The sequence below is a fragment of the Metabacillus sp. GQ13 genome (assembly GCF_059758525.1).
Genome location: NZ_JCAXET010000005.1, coordinates 179,095 through 203,828, shown reverse-complemented (window position 1 = coordinate 203,828; position 24,734 = coordinate 179,095). Strand labels below are relative to the sequence as shown.

The window sequence follows — 24,734 nt, the reverse complement described above, 5'->3', positions numbered from 1 at the left end:
GGGGGCTAAAATGTCATTTTTAACAGAATGGATAACTAATATAATCATTTTTATCTTACTTGCAGTGATCATTGATCTATTACTTCCAAATTCATCGATGCAGAAGTATGCAAAAATGGTCATAAGCCTCCTACTTATTATTGTGATTATCAATCCAATTTTTAAATTATTCTCAACAGACATGAATGAAATACTAAGGGAATTTAAAGTTGGAGCAAATTCGGAGGGACATGAAACAAAAAATTTAATAGAATTTCAGAAAAAAGAAATACAAGCTTCACAACGTGCATATATTTTAGAACAAATGGCTGTCCAAATGAAATCGATGGCAAAAGAGGAGCTGGTGCAAAACTATGATGTAACTATTGATAAGATCCTTCTTTCCGAATCAGAAGATGTAGATGACATCAACTCTCAAAAAGATCTCCAACATATCGAGGTATTCCTAACAAGAAATCTAGTAGAACATGATGCAAGTGATGAAGCAATTAAAGCCATTCAACCTGTATCAATTGATCCAGCAAAAGAATCACTAAATGAAGAACCAGTAGTGAAACTAAATAAAGAGAAAATGATTATATACCTTGCGGAAATTTGGGAAGTAGAAGAAGAAAAAATCACACTACAATTGGAAGGGGGGGAGGAGTCATTAGATGAGTAATAAAGAAGGGTTTTTGCATAAGCTAAAGTCTTTGTTTAGCCAGTCAGACTCTAAGAAACCGTCAAAATATCATTATTTTATTCTTGTTTTCATATTAGGCATAGCATTTATGCTCATTAGCAATCTTTTTACAAATGAAGAACAATTGAAAAATGGCTTACCAGTATCTTCTACTCCGAAAGAAGATAGCACAGAAGTGTTTAAACAGACAAAAGGAGAAACAACAGGCTCCATCTCTGATTATGAAGAGGAATATGAAAATCAATTAAAGGAAGTTTTAGAAACAATCTCTGGTGTTGGTGGTGTATCTGTAGTTGTGAACGTTGATGCCACTGCAGAGAAGGTTGTTGAAAAAAACAGTGGCACACAAAGTCAGGTAACGAAAGAAACTGACCGTGAAGGTGGCAAAAGAGAAGTTGAAGATCAATCTACCGAGAACCAAGTTGTTATCATTCAAGATGGTGAAAAAGAGACTCCAATTATCATTCAAACAAAAAAACCTGAGATACGTGGAGTCTTAATAGTTGCCGGTGGTGCTGACAACATTCATATAAAGAAAACCATTATTGAATCAGTTACACGAGTATTGGATGTCCCAAGTCATCGAGTAGCTGTAGCATCGAAAAAAATGAAGGAGGATGAATAGATGATGTTAAAAAAACAAACAGTCTGGTTATTAACAATGCTAAGTTTAGTGGTGGTGTTATCGGTATATTACGTAACATCCCCTGAAGGTGGAGCAAGCGATTTAGTCATGACAGATGACAAGGAAGTAAGTGAAAAAGAGGTAAGTGAAAATCCTATAGCCAAAGAAGAACAACCTGCCGAAGAAGAGACCCCAGTTGAAGAAGAACAACCAGTAGAAGAAGATAAAGATGCAGAAAAGGATACAGATAAAGATGCAGATAAAGGTAAGGGTGATGAAAGCAAGGATGATACAGGAACTGACGCACAAGAAGGTCAGGTACAAACGGAAGAGCTAGAAGATGGGACTGTCATTTCAAGTATTTCAAGTGATGAGTTATTCGCTGAATTACGTTTGGAATTAGACGATCACCGCAGTAAAGTAAAAGAAGAATTGGGTTCAATCGTTGCTAATAGTGAGGCATCTGCGAATGAAAAAAGTGAAGCTAAAGACGAAATGGAAGCTTTAAATAAAGCGGCTCAAAAGGAAGCATTTCTGGAAACATTAATTAGATCTCATGGCTATGATGATGCTCTTGTTCGAGCGGATGGAAATAATGTAAAAATTACAGTGAAGGCAAAAGAACATGATAAATCGTCTGCAAATAAAATTATGGCACTTGTAACAGAAGAAATGGAAAATATGGGTGATGTTATCGTTACATTTAAAGAATAACGAAGTTTTTAAAAACAAAAGCTAGCATTACGGTCAATCCTACTTAATGGATTGACTTCTTTTTGTTAGGGTAAGAAAATTTAAGTGATAGAAATGGTATAATAGATGAGATTCAACTAAAAAGTACTAAGAAAAAATAGTAAACGACGCTAATTGGTTATTGTTTTAGTTGAATTTATTGCTTAATCTATCGTAAGATGTATTTATGGGACTAAGTTTTAGTACTAGACTATAAATGGGAAGATCATGTTTTCTACCATTATCAACGATTAAAGGGGTGCCTGAGCATGCTAAAAATACAGGAAATCAGAGAAATCATTAATTTAATTGATCAATCATCTATTAATGAATTTTCATTTGAGCACGAAGGCTCAAAATTAAAATTGAAAAAGCAATCACAAGTAGTTGAAACCATCGTACATAATACAGCATTGCCTGCTTCAAACCAGATACATGCGCAATCTTCTCAAAATATTGAGCTTCCAAAGCAAGAATCAATTGAGGAAACAATAGTAGAAACATCTAATTTACATAAGATTACATCGCCAATGGTCGGTACTTTTTACGCAGCTTCTTCACCTGAACAAGGTGACTATGTAGAAGTAGGTTCAAAGGTAACTACAGAATCTGTTGTTTGTATTGTTGAAGCAATGAAACTATTTAATGAAATAGAAGCAGAAGTAAAAGGTGAGATCGTCGAAATACTCGCTAAAAATGGTCAGCTTGTCGAGTATGGTCAACCTTTATTCCTTGTTAAGCCTGAGTAAGGAGCTAAAATGATGATAAAGAAATTGTTAATTGCTAATCGAGGGGAAATTGCTGTTCGAATTATCAGAGCATGCAAAGAACTAGAGATCGAAACAGTCGCGGTTTACTCAGAAGCGGATCGTGAGGGATTACATGTTCAGCTTGCAGATGAAGCTTATTGTATAGGACCCACGGCTTCAAAAGACAGTTATCTAAACTTTACGAACATTATAAGTGTAGCAAAATTAACAGGTTGTGATGCAATCCATCCTGGATATGGATTCTTAGCAGAAAACGCTGATTTTGCGGAGCTTTGTAAAGAATGCAATATAATCTTTGTAGGGCCTAGCGCTGAAGCCATTACTAAAATGGGGACAAAGGATATTGCTAGAGAAACAATGCGAAAAGCAGGTGTACCAATTGTACCGGGTTCAAAAGGTATTATTGAAAACACAGATGATGCTAAAAAATTAGCAGATACGATAGGATATCCTGTTATAATAAAAGCAACTGCCGGTGGCGGTGGGAAAGGTATCCGTGTTGCCAAAGATGAGCAAGCTTTAGTTAATGGAATTGAAATTACTCAACAAGAGGCCGCGACAGCTTTTGGTAACCCTGGAGTATATATTGAAAAGTATATTGAGGATTTCCGCCATGTCGAAATTCAAGTGTTAGCTGATTCACATGGAAATGTCATTCACTTGGGTGAACGTGATTGTTCGATTCAACGTAGGTTACAAAAGCTCCTAGAAGAAACACCATCGCCTGCAATAGATGAAACAATGCGCACACAAATGGGTGATGCAGCAGTAAAAGCAGCTGCAGCTGTAGCTTATACTGGTGCAGGGACTGTTGAATTTATTTTCGATCATATCAATAAGAAGTTTTACTTTATGGAAATGAATACTCGTATTCAAGTAGAACATCCGGTCACAGAAATGGTAACTGGAATTGATTTAATTAAACAGCAAATTAAAGTAGCATCCGGGGAAAAATTACCTGTTTCCCAAGAAGAAGTCACCTTTAATGGTTGGTCAATTGAATGCCGAATTAATGCAGAAAATCCTGAAAAGAATTTCATGCCATCTCCAGGTAAAATTGAGATGTACTTGCCGCCAGGTGGTCTAGGTGTTAGAGTAGATTCAGCTGTATATCCGGGCTACTCAATACCACCATTTTATGATTCAATGATCGCAAAGCTCATTACATACGGAGCAACGAGAGAAGAAGCGATTGCACGTATGAAGCGTGCTTTAAGTGAATTTGTTATCGAAGGAATTTCAACAACTATTCCATTCCATTTAAGACTTCTAGAACATGAAAAATTTGTTTCAGGTGATTTTAATACGAAGTTTTTAGAACTGTATAAGGTCATGGATTCGTAAATTTATTCGGAGGTGCTGACCCTTGAAAGAAACTAATAATGTTTTGGAAATGCATTCAGAGTACAACGGTTTAGGTAAAGTAGAAATAGCTCCAGAGGTTATCGAAGTTATTGCTGGTATAGCAGCATCAGAAATTGAAGGTGTTGCATCCATGCGCGGCAACTTTGCCGCAGGTGTCGTTGAACGACTAGGAAAGAAGAATCACGGCAAAGGTGTAAAAGTAGATCTCACAGAAGAAGGTATCATTATCGAGGTTTATTGTGTCATGATCTTCGGTGTTTCTATTCCGACTGTTGCTCAAAAGATTCAAGATAACATACGTCAAGCATTACTAAATATGACTGCTTTAGAGGTCAATGAAGTGAATATCCATGTAGTAGGTATTCAGTTCGAATCAAAATCTCAAGAAGTAGAAGTAGATCAAGAAATGTAATGCTATAGTAATGAAAACCAGAGGGACGTTCCCTTTGGTTTCTTTTTATGAAAGGCTGTTTTCACAAAGATTGTTGTTTTTCGTAATGTAAATCTTTACGAATTCAGCCTCCTTCGTGCTCTTTTCGTTAAATGACTCAGATGTCCCTTTGGAGATCGCTTCAATTTACATAATAAAATCCGAAAGTCGATTTTTATAAGTACTAGAGCAACACACTTTTAGAAAAGAGTCTTATGAAAAGAAAGAACGTTTTAGTGTATTAATTTTTCTGTTGATTGGTTATTTTTGTTATGAATAGACAAAGATAAATGAAAAGTGTCTCATGATACTTTTGATTCTAATTCTATGAATTTTTGGTCGTAAACACTAATATTCTAATCAGGAATCTGAGATAAGGCTAAAAAACGTATATAAGAAGTCTTCTTCTGAAAAAAACACTCGGCCATTAAAACCTATTTTCAATAGGATTCTAACAGTCAATTATGGTATGATCGCATTAAGACATTCGACATTATTTTTATTCATTAAAGGAGCAAGTAAAGAATGAAACGTAGAACAGCAAGAGAGAAGGCATTACAGGCTTTATTTCAAGTAAATGTGAGCAATACAGATCCAAATGAAGCAATTGAGCATGCACTTGATGAGGAAACCATGAATGAATTTATGAACAAGCTCGTGTTTGGTACAATTGAACATGAAGAGGAACTAGACGAGTTAATCAAACCTCATCTCGTTAATTGGACATTAGGACGCCTAGCATATATTGATAAAACGATTTTACGTATGGCGGCTTATGAGCTTAAATTTGAGCAAGATGTTCCAGTAAATGTAACGATAGATGAAGCTGTCGAATTAGCTAAAGCATTTGGTGATGACAGTTCTAGTAAATTCGTAAACGGTGTCCTCTCTAAAATAAAAAAAGACCTAGAGGGTTAAATTTCGAGGAGGAATTTGGTATGACTGCAACGATTATTGATGGAAAACAATTATCTAAGACAAAGAGAAATGAACTTGCAATAGAAGTAGAACAAATTATCGCAAAAGGTTTACTTCCTAAGTTAGTTGTCATTCTAGTAGGGGATAGTCCTGCATCATTGTCTTATATTAAAGGCAAAAAGAAAGCAGCCGAAGAAATCGGTGTTGGCTTTAAACTAGAACATTTCCCTGAGTCATTTACTGAACAAGAATTACTAGATGTCATTGAACATTATAATAACAATGATGAATATCATGGGATATTGGTTCAGCTTCCACTTCCAGTGCATATTAATGAAACAGCTATAGTTGAAAAAATTTCACCTCTTAAAGATGTTGATGGTTTCCATCCAGTTAATATAGGAAGGATGATGACAGGTCAAGAAACTTTCCTACCTTGTACACCTGCTGGAATTATTGAAATGATTAAATCAGTTGGGGTTGAAATCTCTGGTAAAAATGTAGTTGTGGTAGGTAGAAGTAATATTGTCGGTAAACCAGTAGGACAACTTCTTTTAAATGAACATGCAACGGTCACTTACTGCCATTCAAGAACAAAGAACCTTTCTTCTTTTACTAAAGAGGCTGATATTTTGGTGGCAGCTGTTGGTCGAGCTAATTTTATTAAAGGTGAGGATGTTAAACCAGGAGCAGTTGTTATTGATGTCGGTGTAAACAGACTAGATAGTGGAAAATTATGTGGCGATGTTGCTTTTGATGAAGCGAAGGAAATTGCGAGCTTCATAACACCAGTTCCTGGTGGGGTCGGACCAATGACTATTACGATGTTAGCGACTAATACAGTTCAATCAGCTAAACAGTTTCTTGCAAACAATCCGGCTATCAGATCTTAATAGGCCAATCAGATTTGAATGAATAGGAAACTACCCTTTAGTAGTGAAAGTGGTGTTGGACCTACTGATGACCATATATAATCCTTGTGGTTATCTACTACGGGCGTATTAAATTTGGCGTTTAGCTATGTTGTCTAGAGGAACGTTTCTAATAAACTTCTAGGACAACATGGCTTTTACTAGTTATTGGTATAAGAGGTGCGATGTTTGGCATAAGGAGAGTTTGCTATGAACGAAATAAAACATGTAACGGTTACTGCCTTGACAAAATACATAAAGCGAAAATTTGACGTTGATCCGCATTTAACAGACATCTGGGTAAAGGGTGAAATTTCCAACTTTAACTTACATAGCAGAGGTCATATGTATTTTACTCTTAAAGATGATAAAGCAAGGATTCAAGCAGTCATGTTTGCCGGAGCAAATAAATCGTTGAAATTCAAACCTGAGAATGGCATGAAGGTGCTGTTGCGGGGAGAAATCTCTGTTTATGAGCAGAGTGGAGGCTATCAGATTTATGTGAAAGAAATGCAGCCCGATGGAATAGGTAGTCTTTATTTGGCATACGAGGAATTGAAAAGGAATTTACAAAAGGAAGGTCTCTTTGATCCTAAACATAAAAAGTCAATTCCAAAATTCCCAAGCCAAATTGGAGTTATTACTTCTCCAACAGGTGCAGCAATACGAGATATTATCTCGACTATAAACCGTCGTTATCCACAAGCAAAGGTTATTTTAATACCTGCTCTTGTTCAAGGTGTTCAAGCAGGGACCTCGATTGTTAGTGCAATTAACAAAGCGAATCAATTAGGACAATTAGACGTTCTTATTGTTGGTCGTGGAGGTGGCTCTATTGAAGAGTTATGGGCGTTTAATGAAGAAGTAGTAGCACGAGCAATTTTTTCATCAGCAATACCAATCATTTCTGCTGTCGGGCATGAAACAGATTTTACTATAGCTGACTTTGTAGCAGATTTACGTGCACCGACCCCTACAGGTGCCGCTGAACTAGCCGTACCACATTTTTCAGAGCTGTTGGATCGATTATTAGATCGGAAGAATAGACTAAAGCGATCCATGCAAGAGAAACTCACCTCTAAAAAAGACCGATTGAATCAATTTCAAACATCTTATGCATTTAGATATCCAAAACAGTTATATTTACAGAAGGAGCAACAGCTAGATTTATTAGTTGAACGACTTCATAAAGAAGGTAAAAGGTCTATTATCCATAAAAAAGACTCCTTTACATATTTGCAAAATCGTCTCGCCAATGTTCATCCCAAGGACCAAGTTAAGCGTTCAAAAGATCAACATAGTTCGTTAACTAAAAAGCTTAATCGCGAGATGAGTTCAGTACTATCTTATAAGCATTCACAATTTAATGAAATGATTGCCAAACTAAATGCTTTAAGTCCGTTAAGAGTGATGGATCGAGGGTATAGTCTTGTTTATCATGAAGATAAGCTCATTAAAAGTGTTAAACAAATTGAAGCAGGTCATAGGCTTAAGGTAGAATTAAAGGACGGACAGTTAAATTGTCAAGTAGAGGGAATAGAGGAGAGAGTGATCAATGACTAAAGAAGAACAAAAAGAAGTATCCTTTGAAAAAGCAATGCAGCAATTGGAAGAAATCGTCGGTAAGCTTGAAGAAGGAGACGTACCTCTTGAGAAGGCTATTGAATATTTTCAAAATGGAATGGAGCTATCAAAGCTTTGTCATGATAAGCTTCAACATGTTGAAAAACAAATGGACTTTATTTTACGAGAAGACGGAGAATTAAAGCCGTTTGAGCTACAGGAGGAAGAAAAATCGTGACCAAGTTGTTAGACGATTTTTTAGTACAACGGAAACAAATAATAGAAGAAGCAATGCCTTCTTATATTCATGACCTCCAAGCACCCAAGTCACTAATAGACGCAATGATCTATTCATTAGAAGCAGGTGGTAAACGACTACGACCAATTTTTGTGTTATCTATGTTACATACATACAACCAGTCAGAAGATTTAGGTATAGCTACAGCATGTGCTGTTGAAATGATTCATACGTATTCCCTTATTCATGATGATCTTCCATGTATGGATGATGATGATATAAGACGCGGAAAACCGACAAACCATAAAGTCTATGGTGAAGCAATGGCTGTGTTAGCAGGGGACGGACTATTAACAGAAAGCTTCTCATTAATTGTCAATGATCAAACTATTTCTATTGAAAATAGGTTGCGAATTATTTCTGAATTAGTTAAAGCAGCAGGGGCAGAAGGGATGGTCGGTGGTCAGGTCGCTGATATGGAAGGAGAAGCTAAAAGTTTAACGCTTAATGAACTTCAATTTATCCACGAAAACAAAACAGCGAAACTTCTTAGCTTCAGTATTATTTCCGGTGCAATATTAGCAAGTGCACCAGAAGAAGATATAGAAAAGTTAAGACAATTTGCTTATCATCTTGGTATTGCCTTTCAAATACGCGATGATATATTAGATGTTGAAGGTAAACAGGAGTTAATAGGAAAACCAGTAGGATCTGATACGTTAAATGAGAAGACCACATATCCTTCAATTTTGACGGTCAACGGTGCTAAGGAAAAACTTAATGATCACATAATGAAAGCAAAGAATGTAATCAATCGATTATCTGTACCCTCTACCTTGTTGGTGGAATTCTGTGATTTAATCGCCCGGCGTGATCATTAAAAGAATAAGTATTTGTGCAGAAGTAAATAATGGGTTAAAAACCGTTTCCAATAGGTAGCGGTTTTTATACTATCATCCATTATTATTGTCCTTATCATTGTAATCATAGCTGTTTTGTGGTAAGTTTTTGCTTGCACGATCAAAAATAAGGAAACAACTAAACCGTTTGCACAAAATGTAGTATCCGATCGTGTTATTGGACTTAGACCATCAAATTAGTATTGAGATTTTACAATAAAAACAATAAAATGTTAGAAAAGATCCTATATAAACGAAATTTGCGTTAAAATAAAAGGATACTATATAGAATTTGATGATTAGTAAAAACAACTATTCTTTATATAGAAACAAACTGAATTGAAAGTGAGTGATCCATTTGGATCTTCTATCCATTAAAGACCCGCGCTTTTTAAAAAAATTATCTATTGACGAACTAGAATTGCTTAGTGCAGATATCAGAAAATTTTTAATTGAAAAGCTTTCTGAAACTGGAGGTCATATAGGACCAAACTTAGGTGTTGTTGAGCTTACAATTGCCCTCCATAAAGTCTTCAACAGTCCAAAGGATAAGTTTATATGGGATGTAGGGCATCAATCATATGTTCATAAAATTTTAACAGGTAGAGCCAATGAATTTGATACATTGCGTCAATACAAAGGTTTATGTGGATTTCCTAAGCGCAACGAAAGTCAGCATGATGTTTGGGAAACAGGCCATAGCTCAACTTCATTATCTGCAGCTATGGGAATGGCAATTGCTAGAGACTTAAAAAAGTCTAAAGACCATGTTATTCCGATTATAGGTGATGGGGCCTTAACGGGAGGAATGGCTCTCGAAGCTTTAAACCATATCGGAGCGGAAAAAAAGGATATGATTGTTATTTTAAATGACAATGAAATGTCAATCGCTCCAAATGTTGGTGCCCTTCATAATGTATTGGGAAGATTACGTACAGCTGGAAAGTATCAGTGGGTAAAAGAAGAATTAGAATACCTTTTGAAGAAGATACCTGCAGTAGGTGGGAAACTTGCCTCAACGGCTGAACGAGTAAAGGATAGCTTGAAATATTTACTTGTTTCAGGGGTGTTCTTTGAAGAACTTGGTTTTACTTATTTAGGACCAGTAGACGGTCATAATTATGAAGCGTTATTTGAAAACCTTCAATATGCGAAAAAAACATCTGGACCTGTTCTTCTTCATGTCATTACAAAAAAAGGTAAAGGGTATCACCCAGCTGAATCAGATACAATTGGTACATGGCATGGTACTGGGCCATACAAAATAGATACTGGCGATTTTGTTAAGCCAAAAGTAGTCGGACCTGCATGGAGTGCACTTGTGAGTGAGACAGTTCGTAAACTTGCTCGTGAAGACGATCGCATAGTTGCTGTAACGCCTGCTATGCCTGTTGGGTCAAAGCTTGAAGGTTTTGCCGACGAATTTCCAGATCGAATGTTTGATGTAGGAATTGCTGAACAACATGCTACTACTTTATCGGCGGGATTGGCTACTCAGAATATGAAACCCTTTCTTGCTATTTATTCTACATTTTTACAAAGAGCTTACGATCAAGTTCTTCATGATATTTGCCGTCAAAATTTAAATGTTTTTATTGGGATTGACAGATCTGGACTTGTAGGTGCAGATGGTGAAACACATCAAGGAGTCTTTGATATTGCCTTCCTTAGACATTTACCGAATATGGTGATAATGATGGCCAAAGATGAGAATGAAGGTCAACATCTAGTAAATACAGCTCTTAAATATAACGATGGTCCTATTGCCCTCCGATATGCACGAGGAAATGGACTTGGAGTTAAAATGGATAAAGACCTAAAAGAAATACCAATTGGTTCTTGGGAAGTGCTAAGAGAAGGTAATGATGCAGTCATCCTTACTTTTGGAACCACAATTGAAATGGCAATGGAAGCAGCAGAAAGTCTAGCCACACAGGGGAAATCGATTCGTGTAGTAAATGCACGCTTTATAAAGCCTTTAGATGAAAGTATGCTTCATGAAATTTTTGTAGAAGAGATACCAATCCTTACTATTGAAGAAGCGATATTACAAGGTGGTTTTGGAAGTGCAGTTCTAGAGTTTGCCCAAAGTAATCGTTATACTCAAAGCATCATTTCTCGAATCGGAATTCCTGATCAGTTTATTGAACATGGAAGTGTTTCAAAATTACTAGAAGAAATAGGAATGACGGCTGATCATGTAGTGGCCGAATTAAAGTCAATAATTCCGGTAATAGAGAAAAAGGTTTTAAGATCATGAGCAGTAACAAAGAAAGATTGGATGTTCTCCTTGTTGAGAATGGGTTGTTTGAAACAAGGGAAAAAGCAAAGCGAGCAATTATGGCGGGCATTGTATACGGTAATGAAGTACGTTTAGATAAACCTGGTGAAAAGGTATCTCGTGATCAAATATTAACGATAAAAGGAAACACTTTGCCTTATGTTAGTCGGGGTGGTTTAAAGCTAGAAAAAGCGATTAATGAGTTTGATATTAATGTTAAAGATAAAATCATGATTGATATAGGATCTTCAACAGGTGGGTTTACAGACTGTGCACTGCAAAATGGTGCAAGGCTCTCCTATGCAGTAGATGTAGGATATAATCAATTAGCATGGAAACTTCGCCAAGATGACCGAGTTGAGGTGATGGAGAGGAAGAACTTTCGCTATTCAACTCCTGATGAATTTGAAAAGGGATTACCAGAATTTGCATCGATTGATGTATCCTTTATCTCGTTAAAACTCATTTTACCCGTACTAAAAACGATTTTAGTGCCACATAGTGACACGATTGCATTAGTAAAACCACAGTTTGAGGCAGGAAGAGAACTAGTTGGCAAAAAAGGTATTATTCGTGATCCAAGTGTTCATGAATTGGTATTGACGGGTATGATTAGCTTTGTTTTAAAAGAGGGTTATGATATTTATAATTTGTCCTATTCACCTATTACAGGAGGGGACGGAAATATCGAATTTCTCATCCATCTAAGATGGGAAGGACCAAAAGAACAAGGAACGAATCACCTTACAAAATCTGCGAATGAAATTGTTACTGACGCACATGAAAAGCTAAAACAGAATAAATTATCTGGAAAGCAGGAAAAATAGCGATTGCTATTATCCTGTTTTTTTTATGAGAAAAGGAAAATTAATATTTTTGGAAGATTGTTTCCAATTGGGTGTTGTATAAATTTTCTGGATATTCATACAATTCACTGATAACAAAAGCTATTTCCTTTAGGATAAGCAAACAATATTTTATGCAATATATCTGTGACTATTTCATTTATAACTGTACATTTTAAGGTTGTTAATATAAGATGAAAAGTATAAAAATACAAAAAATGAATGGTTATGCAGCATTGCAAAAGGGGTGCTTTTATGAATAAAGGACAAAGACACATAAAAATTCGTGAAATAATTTCAAACAACGATATTGAGACACAAGATGAATTAGTTGATTTATTAAAAGAAATGGGCTTTAATGTTACACAAGCAACGGTTTCACGGGACATAAAAGAACTTCACTTAGTAAAGGTACCAATGATGGATGGACGTTACAAGTACAGCTTACCAGCTGACCAGCGCTTTAATCCTTTACAAAAGCTAAAACGGTCACTAATGGATGCCTTTGTGAAAATTGATTCTGCAGGACATATGCTTGTCATGAAGACACTACCAGGTAACGCAAACGCAATTGGAGCGTTAATTGATAATCTTGATTGGGAAGAGGTATTAGGTACGATTTGTGGTGATGATACAATTTTAATCATTTGTCGAACATCACAAGATACTGATATCATTGCAAAACGATTCTTAGATATGCTTTAATAACGTATGGATAATCTTAATTAGAAAACTGAATGTACAATGTGAGGGAGTAGTCACAAGAATAAATTAGTGTAATTATACTGAATAGATTAATCTCTACAATTATCCTTGCATTGAATCGGTACAATTAGCTTGATGCTAAATTAAATAAATAAGAGGTGTGATTCTGTTTGTTAGCGGAATTATCTATTAAAAACTTTGCCATTATTGAATCTTTGTCTGTTTCCTTTGAAAAAGGTCTAACTGTACTTACAGGAGAGACCGGAGCAGGTAAATCAATTATCATTGATGCTGTCCATTTATTAGCGGGAGCAAGAGGTTCATCTGAGTTTGTTCGCTATGGTGAAAAGCGTGCGGAGCTTGAAGGTCTTTTCCTCATCGATAATAACAAACATCCTGTTTATGCTAAATGTGAAGAAAATGGGATTGATGTAAGTGACGGTATGATTATCTTGAGAAGAGATTTGTCATCTGCAGGAAAAAGCGTTTGTAGAATAAATGGAAAACTTGTAACAATTGCTATTCTTAGAGAAGTTGGTCAGTATTTAGTTGATATTCATGGTCAGCATGATAATCAGGAGCTTATGAATGAAGAAAATCATATAAATTTACTTGATCAATATGGTGGTAAAAAGGTAATACAAGCTATTGATGTATATGCTGAACTTTATAAAAGCTTTGAGATGCTACGGAAAAAAATGGCTCAGCTTTCAGAAAATGAACAAGAAATGGCCCATCGACTTGATTTGCTACAATTTCAATTAGAAGAAATTGAAACAGCTGAACTTCAACCGAATGAGGATGAACGGTTACAAGAAGAAAAAAATCAAATTTCTAATTATGAGAAGATTTATGATTCCCTACAAAATAGCTATAGTTCTCTCCATGGTGAGCATCGTGGATTAGATTGGGTAGGACACGCTATGAGTAACTTAGATGACATTGGCTCAATCAATCCGTCATTAAAGGATTTGTCGGAGTCTATTTCAAATGCATATTATTTACTTGAAGACCTTTCGTATCAAGTACGAAATGAATTAGAATCACTTGAGTTTGATCCCGAGCGCTTAAACTCAGTTGAAAGTCGTTTAAATGAAATTAATCATTTAAAAAGAAAATATGGACAATCAGTTGAAGAAATACTAACATACTCAGCAAAAATTGCAGACGAGATTGATACGATTAAAAATCGAGATAGTCACCTGCATAACCTTCAAAAAGAACTTAATTCATTGCTGCAGGACCTATCTGTTGAAGCGGAGAATGTAACAAGTATTCGAAAAGGTTTTGCAGATGTGTTGACCGATGAAATACATCGAGAGCTCAAAGAACTCTATATGGAGAGAACAACTTTTGATGTTAAGTTTTCAACAAAATTAACATCTTCAAAAGAACTTAAATATTCATCTACAGGTATTGATGATGTGGAATTTTATTTGTCAACAAATCCTGGAGAACCTGTAAAGCCACTAAGTAAAACAGCTTCAGGTGGTGAACTATCAAGGATTATGCTTGCTATGAAGAGTATTTTTTCGCAACACCAAGGAATTACATCTATTATCTTTGATGAGGTAGACACAGGTGTTAGTGGTCGTGTTGCTCAAGCAATTGCCGAGAAAATCTATCGAGTATCAATTGGATCACAAGTACTTTGCATCACACATCTTCCACAGGTTGCTGCAATGGCGGATACCCATCTATATATTGCAAAGGAAACAAAATCAGGAAGAACAAAAACAAACGTGAGACCGCTTGAAGAAACAGAAAAAATTAGTGAAATTGGTCGTATGATTGCTGGTGTCGAAGTGACCGAGCTTTCGAAGGAACATGCAAAAGAGCTTCTTGCACTTGCTCATACATCAAAAGGATGAAATGATAAGCTACCTTTTAGGTAGTTTTTTTTATGCAGTTAAATTCAACTTTCATCAAAAATTCTGCACATACTATTTAAAAATGAATACTAAATCCTTGCAACAATAGGGAATTCATTCAAGAAACTAATTAGATCTTCTTCTTATATTGTTATATATATGTTAGTCTTTATCAGCAATTTTTCAATTATGCTTAAATCTTACAACTAAACCTTCATTTTTCTACTAATTCAAGTTATAAATGAGCGCTAAAAAGGCTAAATTAAAACTGTAGCCATATATAGTTTATGGTGTGGGTTAGGTGCGAGGAGAGTGAAGGTTTTTGCAGACAAATAAAATTAGAAAAATAATTGGTGTAATTCTCCTTGTTTCATTCATGAGTTTAGGATTATTTAAAGATGTTAAGGAATATGTTAATATACCAACAAACATATCGGTTTTTGAGTCTCAACATATGAGTGTGCAAAGTTCGATTCCTGTAAATGGTATAGAAGAGGCTAAAGAGGCTTTTACAGTTCAGAAAAATAGTGATGGCAAAACCCTTGATGTTCATGGGAAAAAGGCCGGAGAAGGCTCAGTAGTATTTAATCTCGCAGGTTTTCCAGTTAAAAAGATTGGTGTCAATGTCCTACCTGATTTTAAAGTTATTCCAGGGGGTCAATCAATCGGTGTAAAACTTAATACGCTGGGTGTTTTGGTTGTAGGTCATCATCAAATCAATACACCTGAAGGAAAAAAGTCACCAGGTGAAATAGCAAATGTGCAAATTGGAGACATCATTACAGCTATAAATGGAACTAAGATCGAACAAATGAGTGATGTTACCCCTTTTATTCAGGATGCTGGAAAAACGGGTGAGCCACTTGATTTAGTCCTTACAAGAGATGAAGTGGAAATAAAAACAAAACTGTTCCCACTTAAGGATGAGAACGATCGATCATTTCGGATTGGATTATATATTCGTGATTCAGCAGCTGGAATTGGAACAATGACATTTTATGATCCTAACTCAAAAAAATATGGTGCATTAGGACATGTTATTTCTGATATGGATACGAAAAAACCAATAGTAGTTGAGGATGGACAAATAGTTCGATCGACAGTTACATCAATTGAGAAGGGAAGCAACGGTAATCCTGGAGAAAAGTTGGCACGCTTCTCAGGTGATCATAAAGTAATTGGAAATATAACACGAAACAGTCCATTTGGTATCTTTGGTGAGTTAAATCAAGGTATCAACAACGGTGTTTTGGATAAAGCATTACCTATCGCACTTTCAACAGAAGTTAAGGAAGGGCCAGCAAAAATATTAACTGTAGTAGACAATGACAAAGTTGAAGAGTTTGATGTAGAAGTTGTCAGCTCAATTCCACAAAAATTCCCTGCAACAAAAGGAATGGTTATCAAAATTACCGATGAAACATTATTAGAAAAGACTGGTGGAATCGTCCAAGGTATGAGTGGTAGTCCAATTATTCAAAATGGAAAGGTAATTGGTGCAGTCACCCATGTGTTTGTTAATGATCCGACAAGCGGCTATGGTGTTCATATTGAATGGATGCTTAATGAAGCAGGTATAGATATCTATTCTAAAGAAAAGCAAAAAGCTAGTTAATTTGAAACTGTCAGGAAAACATTGTTTTCTGACAGTTTTTTCTGTTTTGATTTATTTCTCCTTTTATTATCCCATATTTCCATGTAAAATATAGAAGAGAAAGATTATTCGACAAAACTACTTGCTTGAAAAATGTCAAATGACGTATTTAGTCGAAATTAAGAGGGATTTGGAGAATTGTTAAGGAAAACTAGTTTTTTTAAGTTTTTTTAAAAAAATAGAGGGATTTCTTCCACTTTGTCGAAATTGTTAGGTATAATCTTGTATAGATATAAGACATATTGTAAAACGAGACTGAGGAGGATGTATATGAATAAAATAAAGGTGTGTATTGTTGACGATAATCGAGAACTTGTAGGTTTATTAGAAGAGTATCTTTCAAGTCAAAATGATATTGAGGTTCTTGGTGTAGCATATAATGGCCAAGAATGTTTAGATATGCTTAAAGATAAAGACCCAGATGTTTTAGTTTTAGACATTATTATGCCGCATTTAGATGGGCTTGGTGTATTAGAGAAGTTAAGACAAATGGACCGACCACAGCCAAACGTCATTATGCTGACAGCATTCGGACAAGAGGACGTGACAAAAAAAGCAGTTGATCTAGGTGCTGCATACTTTATATTAAAACCGTTTGATATGGAAGGTCTAGCTAGTCATATTCGCCAAGTAAGCGGAAATGCTGCGCCACTTATCAAACGTGCTAACTCATCCATGAGATCTTCAAATGAACCACAAGGTAAAGGGAGAAATCTTGATGCAAACATCACAAGTATTATCCATGAAATTGGGGTTCCAGCACATATAAAAGGGTATTTATACTTACGCGAGGCAATTTCAATGGTTTATAATGATATTGAATTATTAGGATCAATCACAAAAGTGTTATATCCAGACATTGCGAAAAAATTTAATACAACTGCTTCACGCGTTGAAAGAGCTATTCGCCATGCAATCGAAGTTGCTTGGAGCCGTGGAAATATCGAATCCATTTCTTCATTATTTGGATACACAGTGAGTATGACAAAAGCGAAGCCAACGAATAGTGAATTTATTGCGATGGTAGCAGATAAATTAAGACTGGAACATAGGGCCTCTTAAAATAATCATAATTTTGTCGTATCAAGGAATTGAAACTAATTAGTATAATTTTCAACGTGACACTACTTTCCAAAGAATACATTTTATTGACTCATTTGTTTTAATGGAATATCGGATAATATCATGCTTTCCTATTTTATTGGATAACACTAATAAATAAGGGGGCTTTTTTTTGCCTAATATTGAATACCGGTGATTTTATGCTTTATTGTGGGCCGAATTCTGGAGCATCGTATATAGAAGGACAAGACATGGAAACATTTGATTAGGAATTCTGTAAAAATACTCATAGATAAAGACTGTTTTCGCAAAGATAGTTGTTTTCCGTACAGAGTACTAATGTACACGTAGTAGGTATACCTTCGTGCTCTTTTCGCTAAATTACTCTGATTTCCACTTGAATATAGCTTCAATATAAATCATAAAAATCCAAAAGTCGATTTTTATTAGTACTAGAGCAACAAATTTTTAGAAAAGAGCCTAGATAAAATAGTAAGTTCTCTAATTTAGCAGGATTACATAATTGGGTAGTATCAGTATCCAGCTTTTCTCAAATTGACTAGTAGAAAGTCATGAGGATGTAATAGCTAGTCAACTCAACTATTGGTTAGCAAATTAAAAAGAGCTCTCACAATGAGGGCCCATTTCCGTTCTTTTGTTTCTTGGCAAATAAGAAGTGGATTAATTCAATGACGACGATCATAAAAGTGATGGGCCATACTGCTATAAAAAATATAGCTAAAACAATATTACTCCATAATTGCTTTGTTCTAAATTTATGAATAATTAAAGGTCTCACTCCGAAATTAGAATTTAACAGCGGTAGTATGTAAAAGGCAATAACAACGAAAAAAATGAAAGTAGCTTGATCCCCATTTCCCTCAGTTTTTTCTTCGACAACTTCAGTTGATAAATGTTCAGCATCACCATCAGAATGTGCTGAGGTTAAAGTTGGGAATAGATTTGAAGTAATAAAGATCATTACGAGTAAAATCATAAATAAGTACTGCTTTTTCAATAAAGCTCCTCCTAAAAATGTCAATTAATAGAATAATGATAACGCATTATATGGGAAAATAGGTAGAATTATGGATATTATTAGTTGCGTATAGTGAAAAATGAGTGTAGTAGATAGAGAGTTCAAGGGATTATTTAGGGTTGTATTATTTACCGAAAGTCATCATTTATAATGGAATAAAATCTATTAGTAAAGGGGGTGTCTTTTTGAGAAACAACTTTTTTAGAGGAACTCATCTCACCTAATTAATATGAACAGTTAGTTTTCCAAATATTACATTTGATCAAGTTAATTCTTACGTGTATGATTAAAATTAACAGCTACGATGTACGTAATATTAATTAAGTTTTAACCTTTATGCTGAAATAGGGAGTTTTACATTGTAACTTAAATGTCAGGCCTAATGTGAGAAGGGGAAGACAGGATGGTTATTGCGAACACCCACTTGTAGGAGTGGTGGTTTAAAACTTTCTTATCCAAATTACGGCAAACGTGGCTTTGCTTATAACTAATAACTAACAACCAGTCTTCTATTAGAAGTCTGGTTTTTTCTATTGAATTCAAAAAAATTAAACAGGAGTAGTATGAATGAGAAATGTTTGAAGTAAAACTCAATGATTATAACACGAATGTGTTTAGATTCCACCATTTTTGACCATTTTGGTAATATACCTATAAATGTTCAGGAGTGAGAATACGTGAAGTGGTTGAAATTGAGTTTTTTGCTAATCATTTTATTGATTGCTGGTTGTAATCAAAACAATAAAGATATTCCAACTGATAATGATGAAGAAGTAACCGATGAAATAGAATCAACAGACTCGGAGGTTGATTCCGATCCGAGTAATAAAGTGACTGAATAAGAGCTTGTTACTATAATGAATCTGGGTCTTTTCTTCAAAAGAGTGAGGTAGAAGAGGTAAGGTAAGCGTTAGATCATAGTAAAGGCATGATCCTGATGCAAACTGCACCTTACATAATTGTATCTTACTTTGAAAGACGATCTTATTTTAAAAAAAGGTTCACTGATCTAAAAGTATTAAGCAGTATAACACATATGCTTACACATGAAATGGTTATAAAAGAATAAATTAGCTTTAAATCTTTTAAAATAATTATTCCTATGATAATAATTAAAGAATCGATTAAGAAAATAACAATACCAGGATTAATATTTCTCGATTTTGAGATTAAAAGTGCTATTAAATCAACTCCACCTGGACTGATATGGTATCGAAGCATGAAACCAATTCCAATGCCAATAATAATACCTCCCAGTATTGCACTAGATACTATAGGTAGATGGATGATTCCATTTAGAGGAACCAATAAATCGATCATCGTTGAAGTGAAAGCCAACCCAATGATGGCATTGATAAATAAAGTTTTATCGTATTTAAGAGCAGCCAGATAAATGGGGGTATTGAGTATTATCATAACATGTCCAATCTTAACGCCCCAAATATATTTAATTAATAAGCTTATGCCAAAAATACCGCCATTAATCAGATGAATCGGTAGGATGAACATGTTGATGCCAACTCCGATACAAATACTTGAAAACAGTAATACAAGTAACCTTTTCAATATAAACAGTCCCCTTGTCTCAATTGTGTATCTTAAACTATATGAGAAGGTGACTAAGATATTACTTGAATACACACTCAATCAAGCAGTTTACATATAATAGTGACATTATTGTCATCCGTAGTTCTACCATATGGAAAACCATATACCTGCTTTTAATCTTAGAGCGCAGTGCAGTATTAACGGAAGACGGGCTTTTTTCGTTGCATTCAATTAGAAAGTCATCAAACACTGAACAATCAACAGACACCCGTACTTTTTAGTAATAACTAACAGTGTAAAATGATCACAGAAAAAAGCTTAGTTATACCCAAGCTTTTTTCTGTGATTTATTCTTATTTTTTAAAAGTACTTAATCTATTTATCAAATTTATTTATTTTATCTCATTCAAGACAAATAGTTTTGAATCATAATCATGAGGATGTTCTCTAGACCAATATTCGGAAGCGCGATCTGTGTAGTCTTCTCCAAGAACAATACCAAGATTCATTAATTCATCACCAAAATGTGTTGTTTTGATTCCTTCAATTGCGTATAGCTTATCAGGATCTAAACCTTTTAATTTTAGGCGATAGTATTTATCATTTGGTTTTGCAAGGACTTTGTAATAACCGACTATTGCTTCACTTTGATCCTTTGAAACGACCATCCATGAAACTTCATTTGACTCAAATGGGCTCAACAAACGATGGAAATCCCCTGAACGAATTAAGTTTCGTTTTTCTTTGAAGAAGGAAACCTGATCCTTAACTTTTGATTTTTCTTCATCCGTTAATTTCGTTATATCAAGTTCGTAACCGAATGTACCAAAGTATGCAACATTAGCACGTGTCTCAATAGGAGTCATACGTCCTACTTGATGATTCGGTATAGCAGATATATGGCTACCGATTGAACTTAATGGATAGACCATCGATGTACCATATTGGATTTTTAATCGTTCAACTGCATCAGTGTCATCACTTGCCCATGCCTGTGGTGCGTAATAGAGTAAACCTGGATCAAAACGTGCACCACCACCAGCACATGACTCAAATAAAATTTCAGGATATTTCGTAATCAAACGCTCATAAAGATCATAAACACCTAGAATATAGCGATGAAATAATTCACCCTGTTGGTCAGCCTCTAAACTAGTTGAGTAGGCTTCTGTAATATACCGGTTCATGTCCCATTTAATGTATGAGATTTTTGAATCAGCTATAATGTTATCCATCAAAGTAAAAATATGATCGACAACTTCAGGACGAGAGAAATCTAATACAAATTGATTACGACCATGTGAGGCGCGTCGATCAGGAGTTGTAATGATCCAATCGGGGTGTTCCTCATACAACTTTGTTCCTTTTGATACCATTTCTGGTTCAAACCAAAGGCCAAATTTCATTCCAAGTGCGTCAACCTTTTCAGATAAACCTTTAATCCCGTTAGGTAGCTTGTCTGTATTTTCAAACCAGTCACCTAATGAACTTGTGTCATCATGACGTTCGCCAAACCAACCATCATCTAGGACAAAAAGTTCAATTCCTAAATCATTTGCTGTTGATGCAATTTCTAAAACCTTTTCTTCATTAAAATCAAAATAGGTTGCTTCCCAGTTATTGATTAGGATAGGTCGCACCTTATCTCTCCAATAGCCACGTGCTAAGCGTTCTCTGTATAACTCATGATATGTTTGACTCATGCCATTTAAACCATTTTCAGAATAGACCATCACACATTCAGGTGTTTGGAAGGCTTCATTGGGGTTTAACTTCCATTTAAATTGTAGAGGATTAATACCCATTAAAACACGGCTTACGCTGTACGTATCGACCTCAACTTGTGCTAGAAAATTGCCGCTGTACACCAAACTAAATCCATAAACCTCACCGTTATGTTCGGTTGCTTCAAGGTGCTTTAAAGCTAAGAAAGGATTATGTGCATGACTACTTGCGCCTCGAGTACTATAAACGGATTGAATTCCTTTAAATAATTTTTGTGAGTCTACATGAGCTTCTCGTGCCCAAGCACCATTTAGATGAACCATTTCGTATTGATCATCAGGAAGATCTACACTAGCACTCATTGCATTATTTATATAAAAAGATTCTTCGCCTTCATTTATAAAACGTGTATGACGACAAATGACGTTTCTATTCTCATAGATGGTGTAGCTTAAAATTAATTTGCTTTTTAATACATCGTCCCAAAGTGTGATTTCTAGGGTGTCTGCTTCATTTTCATTCTCAACATAGGTTGCTGGCAATTGGTGAAGTGCTTTTTTACCTGCGAAAATCTTATAACTTTGATATTGATAATTTGATATATGACTTCCGATGTTATTTGTAATCATATGTGCAGGATAACGGTAATCTGTTGAACCATAGCTTGGATATTCTTGTTTTATATGTTCAAGAGTAGAGGTATGATCCTCTTCAAACATATTACAAGATGGTCGGATTTCACGTTCTAATAAATGAATAAAGGAATCACGATGTGTAATCTTTTTCCCATAATATAGATGTTCAAGTTGATTGCTTTTTTCAAGCACTCTAAATATATAGCTCACATTGTTGTTAAATAAGTGGAATTCTTTTGTTTCTAAGTTTACTTTAATAGACATTATTAAATTACACCCCATCTATCTCATTATTTATACCTTTTTTCATAATAGATATGTTAGTAATAACTTGCCAAATCCAAATAAGTAATCCCTTACATTTATTAGGTTCAGTTAAGTAAAGAATCAATGGATTTAGCTTATAATCTAGTTAGTTTATTATGAAGGTTATCATATACAATTGAATTGTATCAATCATACAGAGATTTTACAACAATAAATAAAGTGAAATAAGGTAATCGATAAGTTAATATTAATCATTTCAATTAATCATGGCTTTAAAGGTGGACTTGTAAGACTTAATTACTAATATTAATTCATATAAATTGTAATGAAGGGCATGACTTGTATCTAAATAAAGAAGTTATAATGAATATTAAGCATTTTGGTTTTGATTTAGGTTTGCTTTTTGATATAGCTTTTAATAGATCAGAGTCAGAAAAATTGTGAACTGAACGAAGGAGAAGGAGAGTCAAATTCCATTCCATTTCAAAAAACGTTCAAAAAACGTACCCTAACTTTCATAGCAAGTTTTATTGATCATGCCATGAAAATTAAGGTAATTGGGACTCTAACCCCATTTAATTAAGTGACCTGAATGGGAAAGACCTCCACCAAATCCATACAGTAACAAATGATCTCCTTGTTTAACCCTTCCATCTCTTATTCCAATATCTAAGGCCAGAGGAATTGAAGCAGCGGAAGTATTTCCATACTGGTCTAAACTAATAAGTGTTTTTTCAAGGGGAAAGTCACTTTTATCACAAATAGATTCAATCATTCTTAGGTTTGCACTATGAGGGATAAACCAGTTAACATCTTGTAAAGAAAGATTACTATTTGTCATTACCTTTTTCATCCCAACAGGAACCGTTGTTACAGCCCATTTATACACTTCGCGTCCATTTTGGACAAGTTGCTTTTTGTGTTGTAATTCTTTACCATACATTTTGTCTGATAAATTGGTTCCGTATAAATGGCCTGCTTTTTCACCCTCAGAAGCGATATAAGAGGAAAGGAAACTTCCTTTCTCTTCATACTCAACAAGAACAACCCCAGCTCCATCACCAAATAAAATACATGTAGTACGGTCTTTGAGGTCTGTAATCTTGGATAACGTTTCTGCCCCCACTAAAAGTATTTTTTTGTGTAAACCAGATGTTATTAGGCCATTTGCTAAATGTAATCCATATGTAAAGCCAGCACAAGCTGCACCAATATCAATAGCTCCGGCTTGTTTTAATCCTAATTTACCTTGAATATAAGAAGCGACACTAGGGGTTAAATAATCTGGTGTTAATGTACAAACGATAATCATATCAACATCACTTAAATCTTTATCATAACGCTCAACTAAATTTTCAATAGCCTTTAACGCTAGGTCACTAGTAAATTCATCTTCTGAAGCAAATCTTCTTTCTTTTATTCCAGTTCGCCTCAATATCCATTCGTCATTAGTATCAACCATTTTTTCAAGATCATTATTTGTCACAATTAAATCAGGTACATAAGAGCCAATTGCAGTTATGCGAGTATTTGAAATCATGGTAGTCACCTCGTTTTATTTTATAAGCTAATAGTAACATCTGCATATTATACTTGGTACTAATTTATTTAGAAATTTATTATCATTCATAGAAGCTATCGTAAAGGTTGGAATATGCTGTAAACGAAAATAAAGGAAAGTCGAGCAATTAGTGAAAAATATAGATGTAATTTAAAATATATCAAGGGGTTAAAAAAGGAAAGCGGGATATAAAGTAGAATAATAAAAGAGAGAAAGTAACCATGAGGAATATTTAAGAATAGATAAAAAAGCATATCATGTATACGTATTCGCCCGTATACCTCAAACCAATCTTATCAAAGATCTTAAGAATATAAAAATTATGACATTTACTTGAGTTAGAGAGAGAGACTTTTAATAAGGCTCTTTCCTAAAAGTTTGTTGGTCAAGTACGAATGAATATCGACT

At 34.9% G+C, this 24,734-nt stretch carries 22 protein-coding genes and 1 other RNA gene; 19 read left to right on the top strand and 4 right to left on the bottom strand.

Features of this window, described 5'->3' with window-relative positions; genetic code table 11:
• Positions 1–10: 10 nt before the first annotated feature.
• From spoIIIAF to spo0A, 17 genes are all read left to right on the top strand, one after another.
• A complete protein-coding gene (gene spoIIIAF, locus AC6CHR_RS08025; RefSeq protein WP_498248069.1) occupies positions 11–661 on the top strand; it encodes a stage III sporulation protein AF in 651 nt (216 codons plus the stop codon).
• Positions 654–1,307 carry a stage III sporulation protein AG gene (spoIIIAG, locus tag AC6CHR_RS08020; protein ID WP_498248068.1) on the top strand — a complete coding sequence of 218 codons (654 nt, stop codon included), beginning with the start codon at positions 654–656 and terminating at the stop codon, positions 1,305–1,307. Before spoIIIAF ends, spoIIIAG begins: the two co-directional genes overlap by 8 nt.
• Positions 1,308–1,310: 3 nt before the next feature.
• Entirely contained in the window at positions 1,311–2,021 is a 711-nt protein-coding gene (locus tag AC6CHR_RS08015; protein WP_498248203.1) for a SpoIIIAH-like family protein, read from the top strand.
• A 287-nt stretch (positions 2,022–2,308) separates the two neighbouring features.
• A complete protein-coding gene (gene accB / locus AC6CHR_RS08010; protein WP_498248067.1) occupies positions 2,309–2,788 on the top strand; it encodes an acetyl-CoA carboxylase biotin carboxyl carrier protein in 480 nt (159 codons plus the stop codon).
• Between the two features lie 12 nt (positions 2,789–2,800).
• Positions 2,801–4,153, top strand: a complete 1,353-nt coding sequence (accC, locus tag AC6CHR_RS08005; RefSeq protein ID WP_498248066.1) for an acetyl-CoA carboxylase biotin carboxylase subunit — start codon at positions 2,801–2,803, stop codon at positions 4,151–4,153.
• 49 nt (positions 4,154–4,202) lie between these two features.
• A complete protein-coding gene (locus AC6CHR_RS08000) occupies positions 4,203–4,586 on the top strand; it encodes an Asp23/Gls24 family envelope stress response protein (protein WP_498248202.1) in 384 nt (127 codons plus the stop codon).
• A gap of 543 nt (positions 4,587–5,129) precedes the next feature.
• Positions 5,130–5,522, top strand: a complete 393-nt coding sequence (gene nusB / locus AC6CHR_RS07995; protein ID WP_498248065.1) for a transcription antitermination factor NusB — start codon at positions 5,130–5,132, stop codon at positions 5,520–5,522.
• A gap of 20 nt (positions 5,523–5,542) precedes the next feature.
• Positions 5,543–6,415: a bifunctional 5,10-methylenetetrahydrofolate dehydrogenase/5,10-methenyltetrahydrofolate cyclohydrolase gene (locus AC6CHR_RS07990; RefSeq protein ID WP_498248064.1), complete on the top strand. Its 873-nt coding sequence runs from the start codon at positions 5,543–5,545 to the stop codon at positions 6,413–6,415.
• 228 nt (positions 6,416–6,643) lie between these two features.
• Positions 6,644–7,996, top strand: a complete 1,353-nt coding sequence (gene xseA / locus AC6CHR_RS07985; protein WP_498248063.1) for an exodeoxyribonuclease VII large subunit — start codon at positions 6,644–6,646, stop codon at positions 7,994–7,996.
• Positions 7,989–8,234: an exodeoxyribonuclease VII small subunit gene (locus AC6CHR_RS07980; RefSeq protein ID WP_498248062.1), complete on the top strand. Its 246-nt coding sequence runs from the start codon at positions 7,989–7,991 to the stop codon at positions 8,232–8,234. Before xseA ends, AC6CHR_RS07980 begins: the two co-directional genes overlap by 8 nt.
• Positions 8,231–9,115 carry a polyprenyl synthetase family protein gene (locus AC6CHR_RS07975; RefSeq protein ID WP_498248060.1) on the top strand — a complete coding sequence of 295 codons (885 nt, stop codon included), beginning with the start codon at positions 8,231–8,233 and terminating at the stop codon, positions 9,113–9,115. Before AC6CHR_RS07980 ends, AC6CHR_RS07975 begins: the two co-directional genes overlap by 4 nt.
• A gap of 376 nt (positions 9,116–9,491) precedes the next feature.
• Positions 9,492–11,393 (top strand): 1-deoxy-D-xylulose-5-phosphate synthase, encoded by a 1,902-nt coding sequence (gene dxs, locus AC6CHR_RS07970; protein ID WP_498248059.1) that lies wholly within the window; start codon positions 9,492–9,494, stop codon positions 11,391–11,393.
• Positions 11,390–12,241 (top strand): TlyA family RNA methyltransferase, encoded by an 852-nt coding sequence (locus AC6CHR_RS07965; protein ID WP_498248058.1) that lies wholly within the window; start codon positions 11,390–11,392, stop codon positions 12,239–12,241. Before dxs ends, AC6CHR_RS07965 begins: the two co-directional genes overlap by 4 nt.
• A 273-nt stretch (positions 12,242–12,514) precedes the next feature.
• Positions 12,515–12,964, top strand: coding sequence for a transcriptional regulator AhrC/ArgR (ahrC, locus tag AC6CHR_RS07960; protein WP_498248057.1), 450 nt, complete (start codon positions 12,515–12,517; stop codon positions 12,962–12,964).
• A gap of 170 nt (positions 12,965–13,134) precedes the next feature.
• Positions 13,135–14,835: a DNA repair protein RecN gene (gene recN / locus AC6CHR_RS07955; protein WP_498248056.1), complete on the top strand. Its 1,701-nt coding sequence runs from the start codon at positions 13,135–13,137 to the stop codon at positions 14,833–14,835.
• A gap of 376 nt (positions 14,836–15,211) precedes the next feature.
• On the top strand, positions 15,212–16,450 hold the full coding sequence (gene spoIVB, locus AC6CHR_RS07950; RefSeq protein WP_498248201.1) for a SpoIVB peptidase: 1,239 nt from the start codon (positions 15,212–15,214) through the stop codon (positions 16,448–16,450).
• 309 nt (positions 16,451–16,759) lie between these two features.
• A complete protein-coding gene (spo0A, locus tag AC6CHR_RS07945; protein ID WP_498248055.1) occupies positions 16,760–17,551 on the top strand; it encodes a sporulation transcription factor Spo0A in 792 nt (263 codons plus the stop codon).
• A gap of 628 nt (positions 17,552–18,179) precedes the next feature.
• On the opposite strand, the gene AC6CHR_RS07940 is transcribed toward spo0A, so the two are convergent.
• Complete coding sequence (locus AC6CHR_RS07940) at positions 18,180–18,569, bottom strand: hypothetical protein (protein WP_498248054.1); 390 nt, start codon at positions 18,567–18,569, stop codon at positions 18,180–18,182.
• Positions 18,570–18,883: 314 nt separating this feature from the next.
• On the opposite strand from AC6CHR_RS07940, the gene ssrS reads away from it, so the two are divergent.
• Positions 18,884–19,072: non-coding RNA, 6S RNA (gene ssrS / locus AC6CHR_RS07935), on the top strand.
• A 195-nt stretch (positions 19,073–19,267) separates the two neighbouring features.
• Positions 19,268–19,432 carry a hypothetical protein gene (locus AC6CHR_RS07930; RefSeq protein WP_498248053.1) on the top strand — a complete coding sequence of 55 codons (165 nt, stop codon included), beginning with the start codon at positions 19,268–19,270 and terminating at the stop codon, positions 19,430–19,432.
• A gap of 142 nt (positions 19,433–19,574) precedes the next feature.
• On the opposite strand, the gene AC6CHR_RS07925 is transcribed toward AC6CHR_RS07930, so the two are convergent.
• The 3 genes from AC6CHR_RS07925 to AC6CHR_RS07915 all read right to left on the bottom strand — a co-directional run bounded on the left by AC6CHR_RS07925 (position 19,575) and on the right by AC6CHR_RS07915 (position 24,305).
• Complete coding sequence (locus AC6CHR_RS07925) at positions 19,575–20,156, bottom strand: YitT family protein (protein WP_498248052.1); 582 nt, start codon at positions 20,154–20,156, stop codon at positions 19,575–19,577.
• A gap of 374 nt (positions 20,157–20,530) precedes the next feature.
• Entirely contained in the window at positions 20,531–22,762 is a 2,232-nt protein-coding gene (locus AC6CHR_RS07920) for an alpha-galactosidase (protein WP_498248051.1), read from the bottom strand.
• Positions 22,763–23,330: 568 nt separating this feature from the next.
• Positions 23,331–24,305 carry a ketoacyl-ACP synthase III gene (locus AC6CHR_RS07915; RefSeq protein ID WP_498248050.1) on the bottom strand — a complete coding sequence of 325 codons (975 nt, stop codon included), beginning with the start codon at positions 24,303–24,305 and terminating at the stop codon, positions 23,331–23,333.
• Positions 24,306–24,734: the final 429 nt, after the last annotated feature.